The following is a 13183-nucleotide window of genomic DNA, read 5'->3' on the forward strand; positions in this document are numbered from 1 at the left end:
AGTGGTTCCGGCGGGTCGGCTACGACACCCGAATCGCATCGAGCCAGATACTTTTGAGGGTCGCCGTCGAAGAGAGGCTACATGTCCGACGCGCGCGTCGCCACGGAGCCACCGACCACGTTCGGCTACTCGCGGTCGGCGGTCGCGGCCGACCTCGCGGCCATCGCGGTGGTCGCGCTCGTCCTCGTCGGCGTCGAGGTCCTGCTCCCCGCGGCGGTCCACGCGCGACTCGCGTTCGACCACGCCGCGCTCGAACCCGCCACGCTGCTCACGGCGGCGTACGTTCACGCCGACTTCGGCCATCTGCTGAGCAACCTCGGTGGCTACGTCTCGCTGGCGCTCGTGACCTACCTCGTCTGTCTGCACGCCGACCGACGGTCGTGGTTCCGCCGGACGCTTCCCGTCTTTCTGCTGGTCCTCCCCGTCGCGGTCAACCTCACGAGCTACGTCATCCTCGAAACGCGGTTCCCCGGCGCGTCGCCCGTCTCGCGGGGGTTCTCGGGCGTCGTCGCGGGCTTCGGCGGGTTCCTGCTGGCCGCGGTGAGCGTCCACCTTCGGCGGACCTACTCGCGCGAGACGGTCTTCTTCGTCGGCCAGTTCGCGGTCCTGCTCCTGCTCGGGGAACTGCTCTGGATTTACGCCGCGCGCGTGACTCTCCTCGAAGGCGCGTTAGTCGGAACCGGACTCGCTCTGGCCGTCTCGGGCATCGTCTCGCGGACGCGCGGGCGGACCTACGGCGACGACCACTACCAGCAGGTCGGCTTCGACCTGCTCTACGTCGGGTTGGTGTTGGCGCTGTTGGTCTGGCTGGTCTACGGTCTCTTCCCGGCCGACCCGACCGCGGACGGCACCTTCACGAACGTCTTCGCGCACGGCGCGGGATTCGTGGAGGGCGGCCTGCTCGCGGCGCTGACGCTGGTTTTGGTCCGGCCTCGGTGACCCACTTGCATCGCGGCTCCCGGATTCCGTCCCGTAGTGAGCAACAGATTTGAATACGCGCGCCGCCTATCCGAGACACGATGATGGCGACTACCCACGCTCTGTTCGGGATGGCGCTCGGCGCGCTCTCGCTGGTCGTCGCGCCCGAGTACGCCACCGCGGCTATCGCGGCGGGCGGCGTCGGGGGACTGTTCCCCGACCTCGACCTCGCGGGCGACCACCGGAAGGTCCTCCACTTCCCGGTGTACTACGCTCTCGCGGCGGTTCCGGCGCTCGCGCTCGCCGCGCTCGCGCCCTCCGTCGCCACGGTTGCCGTGGCGGTCTTCCTCGCGTCCGCGGCGCTCCACGCCGCCAGCGACGCGCTCGGCGGCGGTCTCGAACTCCGGCCGTGGGAGGCGACCTCCCAATCAGCCGTCTACGACCACTACCGCGGCCGGTGGATCCGTCCCCGTCGCTGGATTCGCTACGACGGCGCGCCCGAGGACCTGCTCGCGGCGGCCGTCTTCGCCGTTCCCGGCGTCCTCTACCCCGACCGATTGCAGGCGGTCGTCCTCGCGTTGTTGGCGGTCTCGACCGGTTACGCCCTCGTCAGGAAGCCCCTCGTAGACTTCGGCGAGAGCGTCGTAGACCGACTTCCGGCCGGACTCGCCGCGCGTCTGCTGGACGACTGACCCGGCCGAAACCGTTCGTTCGCGGTTCGCCGCTGGGCGACGTTCCCGTGGCCGGGTTCGGCCACGAGAAGGCTTCGCACGGCGCGTAACCGCACTACTGCGCATCGAAGGGTTTATCCGCCGCGTGACCCTCAGACTCCAGTAATAACTATGTCGGACAAACCCGCCTCGATGTACCGGGAGATCAGCAAGCCGCCGTACACCCGACGCGAGTACATCACCGGCATCCCCGGTTCCAAGATTGCACAGCACCAGATGGGCGACCTCGAAACGGACCAGGACGACTACCCCGTCCAGATTAGCCTCATCACCGAAGAGGAGTGTCAGCTCCGCCACGGCGCGCTCGAAGCCTCGCGCCTGTCGGCCAACCGCCACCTCATCAAGGAACTCGGCGAGGGCAACTACAAGATGATGCTCCGCAAGTTCCCCCACCACGTCATCCGGGAGAACAAGCAGGCGACCGGCGCGGGTGCGGACCGCGTCTCCGACGGGATGCGACAGGCGTTCGGTAAGGTCGTCGGGACCGCCGCCCGCATCCAGCGCAACGACCGCATCTTCACCGCGTGGTGTACTCCCGAGCAGGCGCCCGTCGTGAAGGACGCGCTCCGCCGCGCGTACAACAAAATCTCGCCGCCGTGCCGCATCAAGGTCGAGAAGGGCGAGAAACTGCTGGTCGCGTAACTCGGCGGACACCCTTTTCGCGTCTTCGTCACTATCCCCGACAGTCGCTCCGCCAGCGATTACGCCGTCTCCCCGTCCACCGAAAGTAACTTATCGATTTGCGAGAGGAAGGGCGTATGGAACTGCGCGAGGTCGCCATCTTCACCGACGACGTGCTGACGACGACGAAGTTCTACGAGCGCGTCGTCGGCGAACCGGAGGTCGCCGAGGAGTCGATGGCGCTCTTCGACGTCGAGGGCGTCGAAGTCCTCGTCCACGAGACCTACGACCCCGTGCCGGGCGACCTCCCGTGCGAGGACCACTACACGTTCGCCGTCGCGGACGTAGACGAGGCGTTCGCCCGCCTCTCGGAGACGAACCTCTCGGTCCACCGCGAACCGGCCGACTACGACTGGGGCCGGTCGGCGTATCTGCGCCACCCCGACGGGCGCATCGTGGAGATTACCTCGGCGTAGCCCGTCCGACCGAAACTGCACCTTTTTAGCACGCTCGCTCCCTCTGAGCGCACATGCTGGACCTCGCGGTCGCCTACCGAGAGGAGACGTTCGAGCGCATGCGCGACCCCCTCGCCGAGCGGGGCGTCGCCGTCCACCACGTGCCCTCTGACAGTCGAGCCATCCACCTGTCGGACCCGCCGTGGGGACCCGACGAGTTCGACGCCGGGTTCGTCTACCCCTCGCGGGCGATGGAGGGCGGGGTCGTGGACGCACTACTGGACGTGCCGTGGGTCAACGACCGCGAGGCGGTCCTCACCTCGCGGAACAAGGCCGGAGTCGTCGCCCGACTGGAGCGCGCCGGCGTGCCGGTACCCGAGAGCGTCCTCGTCTCGAACCCCGCCGACGAGACCGACCTGCTTTCGGCCTTCGAGCGGTTCGACCCGCCGGTCGTGGTCAAACCCAACTCCACGACGCGGGGCGTCGGCGTGGCGAAGGTCGGCGACGCCGACTCGTATCTCGGCGTGACCGACTACCTCGACCTCGTTCACGACTACCGCGCGACCGGCGACAAGTCGTTCCTCGTCCAAGCGTACCTGCCCGACGCGACGGACTACCGAGCGATGGTCGTCGACGGCGAGTGCGTCGGCGGCGTCGAGCGCCGGGTTCCGGACGACGCCGACAGCGACCGCTGGAAGCACAACGTCCACCGCGGCGCGGTCGCGACCGGCGTGGACCTCCCCGCGAACCTCAGGGACCTCGCCGAGCGGACGGCCGACGCGCTCGGCATCGACTACCTCGGCGTGGACCTGCTCGTGACCGACGACCGCGCGGTGGTCAACGAGACCAACGCCCGGCCGACCATCGACGCGGAAACGAAGTACGACGACGGATTCTACGACCGCCTCGCCGACCTGATTCGGCGGACGGCGGCCGACGACCGAGATTGATTTATCGTCACCTTCCGCTCCGGATAGTTCTAAAACGAGCAGGACAGACCTGTAGTGTCCAACACCCCGCCGAGATTCTACGTCTCGGGCCTCTCGACTTCCAAACCGACACCTTTCAGCTACTCCTCGAAGTCGAAGTACAAGTCGTAGTGGTCCGCACAGCCCGGATTGAACGCCGCGCCGCAGTCCGGACACCGATGCTCGCCGTCCACGAACTCGCGGGGCGTCAGTTCCGCACCGCAGACGCCGCACAGCACCGCCGACGCGTCGCTTTCCGCGGACAGGCGCTCGGTTTCGTGGTCCGTCACTGCGTCGTGACACCGGAAACAGGGGAAGTAGGCCTCACAGCAGGCGAACCGCAGGGCCACCACGTCCCGGTCCGTGTCGTAGTGGGCGCACCGCGTCTCGGGACCGACATCGACGCCGCGGACCGGCTGTTCGTGGATTTCTCGCTTCATCGGTTCTGAACTCGCGGCTCAGGGCTGTGGCAGACCGATTTCCTCGCCGTCCGCGTACACCGTCGGTTCGCGGAGGATGCCGTCGAAGTGTATGGGCGCTTCCGTGTCGCCGCCGATGCCCGCGTCGTCCCCGATGGCGATGTGGACGGTGCCGCCCGCCTTCTCGTCCAGCAGGACGGAGCCGACCAGTTCCGTCACCGCGACGTTGGTCCCGATGCCCAACTCCGCGAGGTTGTACGCCGCGTCGCCGACCTCCTCGGCGGCCTCCTCGACGCTCCGGCGAATCTCGTCGTCGGAGATGCGCGTGACCTGCCCGTCCTCCACGTCGAATTCGAGGGTCTGGTCGTCGTCGAGCAGACCGTGGGGCATCATCGTCCCGTCCACGACGTAGGTGCCGTTCGCGTCCTCGGGGCTGACGAACACCTCGCCAGCGGGGAGGTTCGAGAACTCGCCCGCGTCGTGGACGATGCCGGTGTCGTCGTGCCACTCGCGGTCGCCCGGTTCGAAGGTGATATCGGTGCCCTGCGGCGAGGTGACGCGAATCTCGTCGGCGTCCTCGACCTGTTCGAGGACGTCCTCGCAGTGCTGGGCGATGGTCTCGTAGTCGGCCTGCAGTCCCGTCGTGAAGACCTCCTCGGTGATGCCGGGCAGGGTCGCGCCCCGTGCGCCCGCCTCGTTGGCGTCGCCGCGAGCGCGGGTGTGGCTCAGGCTCTTGGTCGTCGGCGCGAGGAACACGTCGCTTCCGGCCATCGCGGCCGAGACGGGTTCAGGCGGCTCCGCGCCGTGGCTGGCCCCCGGCGGGAACCGGACGATAGTGGCGTCGTTCGTAACCTCGCTGGCCACGTCGTAGAGCGCCTCGCCGATGGGTTCGCGCTTGTCGTCGGTGACGATGCAGCAGGACTCGGTCGATTCGAGAGCGAGACACTGCGTGATGGCGGTCTCGGCCGCGTCTCGGAGGCTCATGGTCGGCAGATAGGGCGGGTGGTGATGTTAGGTCTTGTCTTCGGGAGCGAAGCGACCGAAGGCTCGGAAGAGGTGGTTTGTCTTCCGGTGTCTTCGGGAGCGAAGCGACCGAGAAGGCTCGCCGGAACTCGTCTCGGACGGTCGAACGCGACTCACCCGCCGGACGCGCCCGTCTCGTCCTCGCCGGCGTCCGTCGCCTCGAACGGTTTCAACTGCTCGACCTCGGTGAAGGCGTACTGGCCGACGAGCAACGTACTCGTCATGCTCGTCAGTCCGCCCGCCGCGAACAGCATCGCCATTATCACGAACTGGTACTCTGCGGCGTAGATGGGGTTCGCGCCCGCGAGAATCATACCGGACATCATCCCCGGGATGTAGACGAGTCCGAGGCTCTTGAGCGAGTCCACCATGGGAATGAGCGAGGCTCGGACGCTCGTCGTCGCGTAGTGGGAGACGACCTTCCCCGGTGGGACGCCGAGCGAGAGGACCGCCTCGATTTCCTCGCGGTTCGACTAGATTTCGCCTTTGAACCGGTCGAGAGCCAGCGAGTTGGTCTTCATCGCGTTGGCGATTATCATCCCGCCGACCGGGATGAGGTTCCGTACCGTCGCCTCTATCGCGCCCGCGGCGAGCATCGTCGTGATGACGACGCCCGCGCCGAAGAGGATACTGACGAGGGAGACTCGGAACACTCCCGGCACGCCCTCACCGCGGTCCTTCGATATCCGCGCCGCTATCGCTATCATGGCGAGGACGACGCCGCCGCTCCAGACGAACGGCACGGTGAACAGGACGCCGATGAACGCGCCCATCGCGACGACCTGCACGAACCCCCTGACGAACGCCCGGCCGAGTTCGGATTCGAGGTCGAGATTCCGGAGGTACGAGATGCCGAGTACGAGCGCGGCCAGCGCGGACGCGACCCCGACCTGCGCGAGTCCCCGCAGGACGACCGGGTCCCGAAGTTGTTCGAGGAGGCTCACGCGACGACCTCCCGGACCGGACCCTCCGCGGTCACGCGCCCGTCCTCGAAGACGGCGACCCGGTCGGCGAGGCGCCTCGCCTGCTCGCGGTCGTGGGTCACCAGCACGTACGTCAACCCGAACTCGTCCCGGAGGTCGGCGAGCAACTCCTCGACTCGCGTCTCGGAGGCCGCGTCCAGACTCGACGTCGGTTCGTCGAGCAACAGCACCTCCGGCCGATTCAGGACGCTTCTGGCGATGGCGACCCGCTGTGCTTCGCCGCCGGAGAGTTCGTCCACCTTCCGCGGTCCGTACTCCGAGAGGTCTACCCGGTCGAGGAGGCTCTCGACCCGTCCGTCGTCTACGGACTCCCCCCGCAATTGGGGACCGACGGTGACGGTCTCGCGGACGGTGCCGCTACGGAGCGCGGGACGTTGGGGGACGTAGCCGACGCGGTGGCGGAGTTCTTGGGGCGGAACGTCCCGATAATCCGTCCCGTCGAGGTAGACCGTGCCTGCGGTCGGTTCGTCCAGTCGGTTGAGCAGACGGAGGAACGACGACTTCCCGGCCCCCGAGGGTCCGAGCACTCCGAGGACGTCGCCCTCGTCTACCGACAGCGAGACCGAATCGACGATTCGGTCACCGCAGACCTCGCGCGTAAGGCGCTCGGTTTCGATTACAGCGGTCATGGATGTAGATTGTCACCGAGACTGTTTGTATTCTCGTCCCTCTGATAGCGGGGCGTCCCGATGTCAGAGGATTACTCGGAACGAAGTTAATTTCTCCGGAGGTGGCTCGAAACCATTATGCGCGTCGGCGTCGGAAACCCACGTACATGCTACGGGTCGGAGTCAACGGATACGGGACCATCGGCAAGCGAGTCGCGGACGCGGTCCGCGCGCAACCGGACATGGAAGTCGTCGGCGTCGCCAAGACGCGCCCCAACTTCGAGGCCGAGCAGGCCGTCGAGAAGGGCTTTCCCCTCTACGCCGCCATCGAGGACCGCGTCGAGCAGTTCGACGAGGCCGACATCGAACTCGCCGGGATGGTCGAGGAACTGGTCGCCCAGTCCGACGTGGTGGTGGACGCCTGTCCCTCCGGTATCGGCGAGCAGAACAGCGAACTGTACGCCGAGTACGACACGCCCGCGCTGTATCAGGGCGGCGAGTCCGCGGACTTCGTGGACACCAGTTTCAACGCCCGGTCGAACTTCTCGGACGCCAACGGTGCCGACCACGTTCGCGTCGTGTCGTGCAATACGACCGGTCTCTCGCGGCTTGTCGCGCCGCTCCGCGAGGAGTACGGTATCGAGAAGGTCCGCACCACGCTGGTCCGGCGCGGCGGCGACCCCGCCCAGACGGGCCGCGGTCCCATCAACGACATCACGCCGAACCCGGTCACGCTCCCTTCCCACCACGGGCCGGACGTCAACACCATCTTCCCGGACCTCGACATCGACACCCTCGGGCTGAAGGTGCCCGCGACGCTGATGCACATGCACAGCGTCAACGTCACGCTCGAATCGGAACCCGACGCCGACGTGGTTCGCGACCTGCTCGAAGGCGAGTCGCGTCTGTTCGTCATCCCGGAACACTTCGACATCGACGGCGCGGGCAAACTCAAAGAGTACGCACAGGACGTTGGTCGCCCGCGCGGGGACATCTGGGAGAACTGCATCTGGGGCGAGTCGGTGACGATGGAGGGCGACGACCTCTATCTCTTCCAGGCCATCCACCAGGAGAGCGACGTGGTGCCCGAGAACGTGGACGCCATCCGCGCGGTCACGAACTCGGCCGACGCCGACGAGAGCGTCCGCAAGACCAACGAAGCGCTCGGCATGGGAATCTGAGAAGCGCCGCGGCTCGGCGACGAGTCATCTAAAAACGGAGAGGTGTAGTTAACGGGGACGATACGACGGACGAATCGCGTTACTGCGTGATGGGCATCGTGGGGGCCTCCGCCCGACGTTTCGGTCGTCAAACATATATATTTTCTCCACGCTCCGGCCGGCGAAAGCCAGCGAGGACTCCCGAGTGCCAAAGGCTTTTGCTTGCATGCGTCCTATCCGGGAACATGCGAAGAGACGACCGCGACGACCCCTTCGACGACCTTTTCCGCGAGATAGAGCGCATGATGAACGAGATGATGGGCGAGGACTTCGACATGCACGTCGAGCGCGGCGGCAACGCCGGCGGCCAGACCGGCTTCGGCACCGAGACCCACGTGGACGTTCACGAGACCGACGAGCGCGTGCGCGTCATCGCCGACCTGCCGGGCGTCGAGAAGGAGGACATCGACCTGAAGTGCGACGGCGAGGTTCTGACCATCAGCGCCGGGAGCGACCACCGCGAGTACGACGAACGGATCCGCCTGCCTGCACAGGTAGACGAACACTCCGCGACGGCGACCTACAACAACGGCGTCCTCGAAGTCCAACTCGACAAGGCCGAGGACTCGGCGGACATCGACGTGCAGTAGCGGGGCTCGTAGCCGAACCGGTCTCGAATCTGCGCTCGCGGACTCTCTCTTCCGTCTGTTTCTTCTCGGTCTTCCCGTCTCGAACGACCGTTCTCTCTCGGGGGTCGTCTCGACGGTCGTCGTCGCTCGACGGGACAGTAGTCGAGTCGAAGTTAGCTACTGCCGACGCCGAGGAGGACCGCCCGCCACGGCGACTGCACTGCCACGGCGACTGTACTGCTACAGCGACCGCACTACCATGGCGACGGCACCACGACCGCGAGAACCTCACGCCTCCCCAACCGATTCGCTCACGTCCTCACTGCGCTCGGTCGTTCGCTCATCCCTCGCGCGATGGGCGCGTCGCGTGGCGACGCACCGTCGGACAGACCGCGTCCGACGAGCCATGCGCTCGCATCCGCTCGCGCAGACGCCCGCACGCGCCGGGGTGGAAGTGTCGATTCCGCGATTCGGCCGGCGGGTGTCGGTTTCGCGCTCGGAGCGGTGCGTCTCGGTCTCGCGCTCGTCAACGCCGACCACGCCGCCGGGAAACTCCACGCGCTTTTACGGGCGGACGACGTAGCCGATAGTAGTATGAGCGAAACTGCGGAGCGCGTCGCGGTGACGTGTCCCTCCTGTTCGCCCGACGTGGAGACGGTCCACGAGGTGCTGAAACGGGGGAGCGGCCAGGCCACCGTGCGCTGTACGGAGTGCAGTCACGTCCACAAGACGACGAGAGAGGACGACGAGGAGGTCGAACGCGACGTGGTGGTCTCCCAAGACGGCGAGTCGTTCACGGCCACCGTGGACGCCCCGCCCGAGGACACCGTCGCGGTCGGCGAGGAGTTCGTCCTCGAAACGCCCGAGGCCATCATGGTCGTGCGCATCACCGACCTCCAGTTGGGCGACGAGGTGCGCCGCGACGAGGCGACGGTCGAGGAGGTCGAGACGTTCTGGACCCGCGCCGTGGACAACGTCCGGGTCAACGTCACCATCAATCCGAACGACGGGCGACGCGACGAGTCTCGGAGCCTGAAAATCGACGTGCCGGGCGACCACGAGTTCACGGTCGGCGACGTCGAGGAGTTCGGCGACGAGGAGTTCGAGGTCAAGTCCATCGCGGTCCGGGACGACGCCTCGGGCTACGACTTCAACCCGCTCGGCGAGGCGGGGGATAGCGCGGTGGCGAAAGACGTCAAGCGGGTCTACGGCGACGACCAGACCTCGTCGGCGTGGTCGGCGTGGTGACGCTCGGAGCCAACGACACCGACTGAACTCATGTTCGGGGGAAACGACGACACGGGGGACGATTCCGGAACCCGCGACGCCGACGGCTACGAACGGGCCCGCGAGGAGATGGTCGAGCGACTCGCCGCGCGCGAGGCGCTTTCCGACGACACGCTCGACGCGATGGCCGCGGTCCCGCGCCACGAGTTCGTACCGCCCGCGCGCCGGGACCGCGCCTACGAGGACCGACCGCTCCCCATCGGGAGCGACCAGACCATCAGCGCGCCCCACATGGTCGCGGCGATGGTGGACCTGCTGGACCCGTCGCCCGGCGAGTCGGTCCTCGAAATCGGCACCGGCTGCGGCTACCACGCCGCGGTCACGGCCGAACTCGTCGGGCCGGAGAACGTCTACAGCGTCGAGTACCACGCGTCGCTGGCCGACGAGACCGAAGACCGACTCGCCAGACTCGGCTACGGCGGGATTTCGGTCCGGATCGGCGACGGCCACGAGGGGTGGCCCGCCCACGCGCCATACGACGCGGCGTACCTGACCTGCGCCGCGGCCGAGTTCCCGACCGCAGTGGTCGAGCAGGTCCGGCCCGAGGGACGGCTTCTCGGTCCGCTGGAATCCGCGGGCGGCCGGACGGCCCGCGGTCGTGCGGGCGGCCAGCACCTCGTCTTCGCGCGCCGACGCGCCGACGGCGGTCTCGACCGCGAGACCCACGGCCGGGTGCGGTTCGTGCCGATGCAGGACAACTAAGCCGACGCCCGCCACAGCCTTCTGTATGGACTACCGCGAAGCCTTGCTTCTCTGGGCCGCCCGCGAGACGGGAATCCTCGAAGCGGTCGCGACCAGTTGCGAGACGCCCGCCGAGGTCGCGGCCGAGACCGGCGTCACCGAGCGCGCCGCCCGCATCGTCGTCGAAGCGATGGCCGAGTTGGGGTATCTGGAGGCCGTCGGCGACGCGTCCGGCGACCGAACCGAACTCCGGTACGAAATCACGAACCGCGCGCTCGGCTTCGTCGCCAAGGCCGACGTGCGCTCCATCGGGTCGGTCCCGCACGCGCTCGACTGCGTGGACCGCTGGATTCGGCTCCCCGAGACGATGGCGTGCGGCGAGCCACCGGCCCCGGAGACGGCCTCCGAGGACTGGACCGAGAACTTCGTCGGCGCGATGGCGAGCGTGGACGACGCCGCGGTCCGGGCGAGCGTCACCGCCGCGGTCCACCGCAATCCGAACGCAGAGCGCGTGCTGGACGCCGGCGGCGGGCCTGGCGTCTTCGCCAAGGAGTTCGTCCGTCGGGGCTTCGACGTGACGCTGGTGGACCGACCCGAGGTCGTGGACATCGACCGGCGGTTCCTCGAACACGAACCGATCGAGTTGGTCGCGGGCGATATCACCGAGAAGTTGCCCGCGGACGACTTCGACCTCGTGTTCTGCTCGCGGGTCGCCCACGGGCTGAGTCCCGACGAGAACCGGCGGTTTCTGGCCGAGGCCTTCGACGCGCTCGCCCCCGGCGGCGCGGTCGTCCTGACCGACCGAGTTCGGGGCCGGGCCGAGGACGCCGCGCTGTTCGGCGCGCACATGCTCGCCCAGACCGAGGCGGGCGACACCTACACCGAAGACCAGTTCACTTCGTGGCTCCGCGAGGCCGGATTCGAGGACGTGGAGGTCCGGGACGTGCCGGGGTTCGACCGACAGGTCATCGCCGGACGGCGGCCGGGCGATTGAAGTTCTTTCGCCACCGAGAGAGCGTATGGAACTCGCGGTGCTGCGCGACGACATGGTCGATAGCCTCGAACACGACTCGAAGGGAGTCGTCTCCAGCGACCGCCTCAGCGCCGCCATGCGCGCAGTCCCGCGCCACGAGTTCGTCGAGGACGACCGACTGGCCTACGCCGACCGGTCGTTCGAGCATCGGGGGACTCGCGTCCTCGCACCGAGTACCGCCGCCCGCCTGTTGGAAGCGCTCGACGCCGAGGACGGCGATTCGGTCCTCGTCGTCGGCGCGGGCGTGGGCTACACCGCCGCGGTCCTCGCGGAGGTCGTCGGCGAGCGAAACGTCCACGCGGTGGACATCACCCGCGACGTGGTGTGGGACGCTCGGAGCAATCTCGCGTCGGCGGGCTACGAGGGCGTCTTCGTTGATTACCAGGACGGTGCCGACGGCCTGCCGGAGTACGCGCCATTCGACCGCATCCTCGTGGAGGCGGCCGCGGCCGAACCGCCGCGCCCGCTGGTCGAACAACTCGCGCCGGAGGGCCGACTCGTCCTCCCGGTGGGAATCGGCCGGCAGTCGCTGACAGTCGTCCGCGGGGAGAACCCCGAAGACCCCGAGACCCAACCGCTCGGGACCGTCGCGTTTCAGCCGTTGCTCGTGGAGGGCGAGCAGGCCGGCTCCATCGAGCGCAACCGGACCGTCCGCGAGGACCGCGAGCGCGCCGAGCGGTTGCGCGAGCGCCGGACCGGGTGGGAACAGGACTGGATAGACTGGGACGGCGACGGCAGTCGCCCGGAGTGAGAGCGACGGGGAATTCTCGGCCGCGGTGAGCGACGGGGAAACTCGCCCGGGGTGAGCCTTTTTTGCCGGTGCGTGACGATTGGTGCCGCATGCCGTCTGACGGCCGTGCGTCGCAACTGGACGCCGACCCGTCCGACAAAGGAGCGACCGCCGACTCGTCGGCCCGCGACGCGAGTCGCCGGGGGAGCTACGCGCTCGCGGGACTGCTCGTGGCTGTCTTCCTCTTGGGTCTCCTGCGACTGGTCTCGCCGACCGCCGCGGCGCTCGCGGTCGGGTCGCTGTTGGCGCTGTTCGGGGTGGCGGTCGGTCTCCTCGCGGTCCGCGAGAAGGTCCGGTAGTCACTCCCCGGCCAGCACGAGTATCGCCGCGTTCTCGCGCTCGTCGGCGTAGTCGCTCCCGGCCGGCGGTTTGATTCGCACGTCGAGCGTGCCCTCCCGCTGGTTCGGCGCGAGGGTGGGGTCCACCGAGAGGGTCGCGTTGCCGTTCTCGTCGGTGGTCGCCGTCTTCACGCCGTCGAGCGACGCCGTGCCGCCCGACACGACCACCGTCGCGTCGCTGACCGGGTTCCCCTCGGGGTCCACGACCGTCACGGTGACCTTCTGCTCGCCGGGGCCGATTACGTCCGGCGCAGGTGCGGCGTCGAGTTCGGTGACGGTCAGGCCGCCGAGGCCCGAGAGCATGTTCATCATCACGCCGAGGCTGGCGACGCCGACCACCAAGGCGATGACGAGGCGGATGGGCAGGCCCTCGATGGCGCGCTCGTCGTCCGAGAACCGGTCGAAGCAGTCGGGGCTGGCGTCCGCGACGGAGCCGTAGTAGCCGAGTAGCGCTGGCATGGGCCGGGTTCGTCCCGCTCTCGGACTTAAACTCTCGGGTGAGTCGGGAGCCGAACGTTCAAGTGCGAGAGCGCGACGAA

16 protein-coding genes and 1 pseudogene are annotated in these 13183 nt (G+C 68.0%); 12 read left to right on the plus strand and 5 right to left on the minus strand.

The window, feature by feature from the left end; translation table 11 throughout:
- The first annotated feature begins 81 nt into the window (after window positions 1-81).
- From M0R88_RS09230 to M0R88_RS09250, 5 genes are all read left to right on the plus strand, one after another.
- The gene (locus tag M0R88_RS09230; RefSeq protein WP_248656640.1) at window positions 82-939 is read left to right on the plus strand and encodes a hypothetical protein; all 858 of its coding nucleotides are present in this window, start codon (window positions 82-84) and stop codon (window positions 937-939) included.
- Between the two features lie 80 nt (window positions 940-1019).
- Complete coding sequence (locus tag M0R88_RS09235; protein ID WP_248656641.1) at window positions 1020-1610, plus strand: metal-dependent hydrolase; 591 nt, start codon at window positions 1020-1022, stop codon at window positions 1608-1610.
- A 150-nt stretch (window positions 1611-1760) separates the two neighbouring features.
- The gene (locus M0R88_RS09240) at window positions 1761-2291 is read left to right on the plus strand and encodes a 50S ribosomal protein L16 (protein WP_248656642.1); all 531 of its coding nucleotides are present in this window, start codon (window positions 1761-1763) and stop codon (window positions 2289-2291) included.
- Between the two features lie 116 nt (window positions 2292-2407).
- Window positions 2408-2746, plus strand: coding sequence for a VOC family protein (locus M0R88_RS09245; RefSeq protein ID WP_248656643.1), 339 nt, complete (start codon window positions 2408-2410; stop codon window positions 2744-2746).
- Between the two features lie 53 nt (window positions 2747-2799).
- Window positions 2800-3675 (plus strand): ATP-grasp domain-containing protein, encoded by an 876-nt coding sequence (locus M0R88_RS09250; protein ID WP_248656644.1) that lies wholly within the window; start codon window positions 2800-2802, stop codon window positions 3673-3675.
- A gap of 119 nt (window positions 3676-3794) precedes the next feature.
- On the opposite strand, the gene M0R88_RS09255 is transcribed toward M0R88_RS09250, so the two are convergent.
- The 4 genes and pseudogenes from M0R88_RS09255 to M0R88_RS09270 form a co-directional block, all read right to left on the minus strand.
- Window positions 3795-4133: a CHY zinc finger protein gene (locus M0R88_RS09255; RefSeq protein ID WP_248656645.1), complete on the minus strand. Its 339-nt coding sequence runs from the start codon at window positions 4131-4133 to the stop codon at window positions 3795-3797.
- Window positions 4134-4151: 18 nt separating this feature from the next.
- Window positions 4152-5096 (minus strand): aminopeptidase, encoded by a 945-nt coding sequence (locus tag M0R88_RS09260; protein ID WP_248656646.1) that lies wholly within the window; start codon window positions 5094-5096, stop codon window positions 4152-4154.
- A 152-nt stretch (window positions 5097-5248) separates the two neighbouring features.
- Window positions 5249-6079: pseudogene (locus tag M0R88_RS09265) on the minus strand (ABC transporter permease).
- Window positions 6076-6747 (minus strand): ABC transporter ATP-binding protein, encoded by a 672-nt coding sequence (locus M0R88_RS09270; RefSeq protein WP_248656647.1) that lies wholly within the window; start codon window positions 6745-6747, stop codon window positions 6076-6078. The pseudogene M0R88_RS09265 and the gene M0R88_RS09270 overlap by 4 nt, the downstream one beginning before the upstream one ends.
- Window positions 6748-6893: 146 nt before the next feature.
- On the opposite strand from M0R88_RS09270, the gene M0R88_RS09275 reads away from it, so the two are divergent.
- From M0R88_RS09275 to M0R88_RS09305, 7 genes are all read left to right on the plus strand, one after another.
- Window positions 6894-7907: a type II glyceraldehyde-3-phosphate dehydrogenase gene (locus M0R88_RS09275; RefSeq protein ID WP_248656648.1), complete on the plus strand. Its 1014-nt coding sequence runs from the start codon at window positions 6894-6896 to the stop codon at window positions 7905-7907.
- Between the two features lie 224 nt (window positions 7908-8131).
- Window positions 8132-8536, plus strand: a complete 405-nt coding sequence (locus tag M0R88_RS09280; RefSeq protein WP_248656649.1) for an Hsp20/alpha crystallin family protein — start codon at window positions 8132-8134, stop codon at window positions 8534-8536.
- A gap of 573 nt (window positions 8537-9109) precedes the next feature.
- Entirely contained in the window at window positions 9110-9763 is a 654-nt protein-coding gene (locus M0R88_RS09285) for an HVO_0476 family zinc finger protein (protein ID WP_248656650.1), read from the plus strand.
- A gap of 30 nt (window positions 9764-9793) precedes the next feature.
- Complete coding sequence (locus M0R88_RS09290) at window positions 9794-10504, plus strand: protein-L-isoaspartate(D-aspartate) O-methyltransferase (RefSeq protein ID WP_256468586.1); 711 nt, start codon at window positions 9794-9796, stop codon at window positions 10502-10504.
- Window positions 10505-10529: 25 nt separating this feature from the next.
- The gene (locus M0R88_RS09295) at window positions 10530-11477 is read left to right on the plus strand and encodes a class I SAM-dependent methyltransferase (RefSeq protein WP_248656651.1); all 948 of its coding nucleotides are present in this window, start codon (window positions 10530-10532) and stop codon (window positions 11475-11477) included.
- A 25-nt stretch (window positions 11478-11502) separates the two neighbouring features.
- A complete protein-coding gene (locus tag M0R88_RS09300; RefSeq protein ID WP_248656652.1) occupies window positions 11503-12267 on the plus strand; it encodes a protein-L-isoaspartate O-methyltransferase family protein in 765 nt (254 codons plus the stop codon).
- Between the two features lie 89 nt (window positions 12268-12356).
- On the plus strand, window positions 12357-12605 hold the full coding sequence (locus tag M0R88_RS09305; protein WP_248656653.1) for a hypothetical protein: 249 nt from the start codon (window positions 12357-12359) through the stop codon (window positions 12603-12605).
- On the opposite strand, the gene M0R88_RS09310 is transcribed toward M0R88_RS09305, so the two are convergent.
- Entirely contained in the window at window positions 12606-13103 is a 498-nt protein-coding gene (locus M0R88_RS09310; protein WP_248656654.1) for a DUF7382 domain-containing protein, read from the minus strand.
- Between the last annotated feature and the right edge of the window lie 80 nt (window positions 13104-13183).

Origin of the sequence: Halorussus gelatinilyticus, from assembly GCF_023238445.1 — an archaeon.
GTDB lineage: Archaea > Halobacteriota > Halobacteria > Halobacteriales > Haladaptataceae > Halorussus > Halorussus gelatinilyticus.

Coding starts and splice junctions, on each gene's coding strand:
- M0R88_RS09270 (WP_248656647.1), bottom strand. CDS start 6,747: ATGACCGCTGTAATCGAAACCGAGCGCCTTACGCGCGAGGTCTGCGGT.
- M0R88_RS09275 (WP_248656648.1), top strand. CDS start 6,894: ATGCTACGGGTCGGAGTCAACGGATACGGGACCATCGGCAAGCGAGTC.
- M0R88_RS09240 (WP_248656642.1), top strand. CDS start 1,761: ATGTCGGACAAACCCGCCTCGATGTACCGGGAGATCAGCAAGCCGCCG.
- M0R88_RS09285 (WP_248656650.1), top strand. CDS start 9,110: ATGAGCGAAACTGCGGAGCGCGTCGCGGTGACGTGTCCCTCCTGTTCG.
- M0R88_RS09260 (WP_248656646.1), bottom strand. CDS start 5,096: ATGAGCCTCCGAGACGCGGCCGAGACCGCCATCACGCAGTGTCTCGCT.
- M0R88_RS09235 (WP_248656641.1), top strand. CDS start 1,020: ATGATGGCGACTACCCACGCTCTGTTCGGGATGGCGCTCGGCGCGCTC.
- M0R88_RS09295 (WP_248656651.1), top strand. CDS start 10,530: ATGGACTACCGCGAAGCCTTGCTTCTCTGGGCCGCCCGCGAGACGGGA.
- M0R88_RS09300 (WP_248656652.1), top strand. CDS start 11,503: ATGGAACTCGCGGTGCTGCGCGACGACATGGTCGATAGCCTCGAACAC.
- M0R88_RS09310 (WP_248656654.1), bottom strand. CDS start 13,103: ATGCCAGCGCTACTCGGCTACTACGGCTCCGTCGCGGACGCCAGCCCC.
- M0R88_RS09290 (WP_256468586.1), top strand. CDS start 9,794: ATGTTCGGGGGAAACGACGACACGGGGGACGATTCCGGAACCCGCGAC.
- M0R88_RS09245 (WP_248656643.1), top strand. CDS start 2,408: ATGGAACTGCGCGAGGTCGCCATCTTCACCGACGACGTGCTGACGACG.
- M0R88_RS09305 (WP_248656653.1), top strand. CDS start 12,357: ATGCCGTCTGACGGCCGTGCGTCGCAACTGGACGCCGACCCGTCCGAC.
- M0R88_RS09255 (WP_248656645.1), bottom strand. CDS start 4,133: ATGAAGCGAGAAATCCACGAACAGCCGGTCCGCGGCGTCGATGTCGGT.
- M0R88_RS09230 (WP_248656640.1), top strand. CDS start 82: ATGTCCGACGCGCGCGTCGCCACGGAGCCACCGACCACGTTCGGCTAC.
- M0R88_RS09280 (WP_248656649.1), top strand. CDS start 8,132: ATGCGAAGAGACGACCGCGACGACCCCTTCGACGACCTTTTCCGCGAG.
- M0R88_RS09250 (WP_248656644.1), top strand. CDS start 2,800: ATGCTGGACCTCGCGGTCGCCTACCGAGAGGAGACGTTCGAGCGCATG.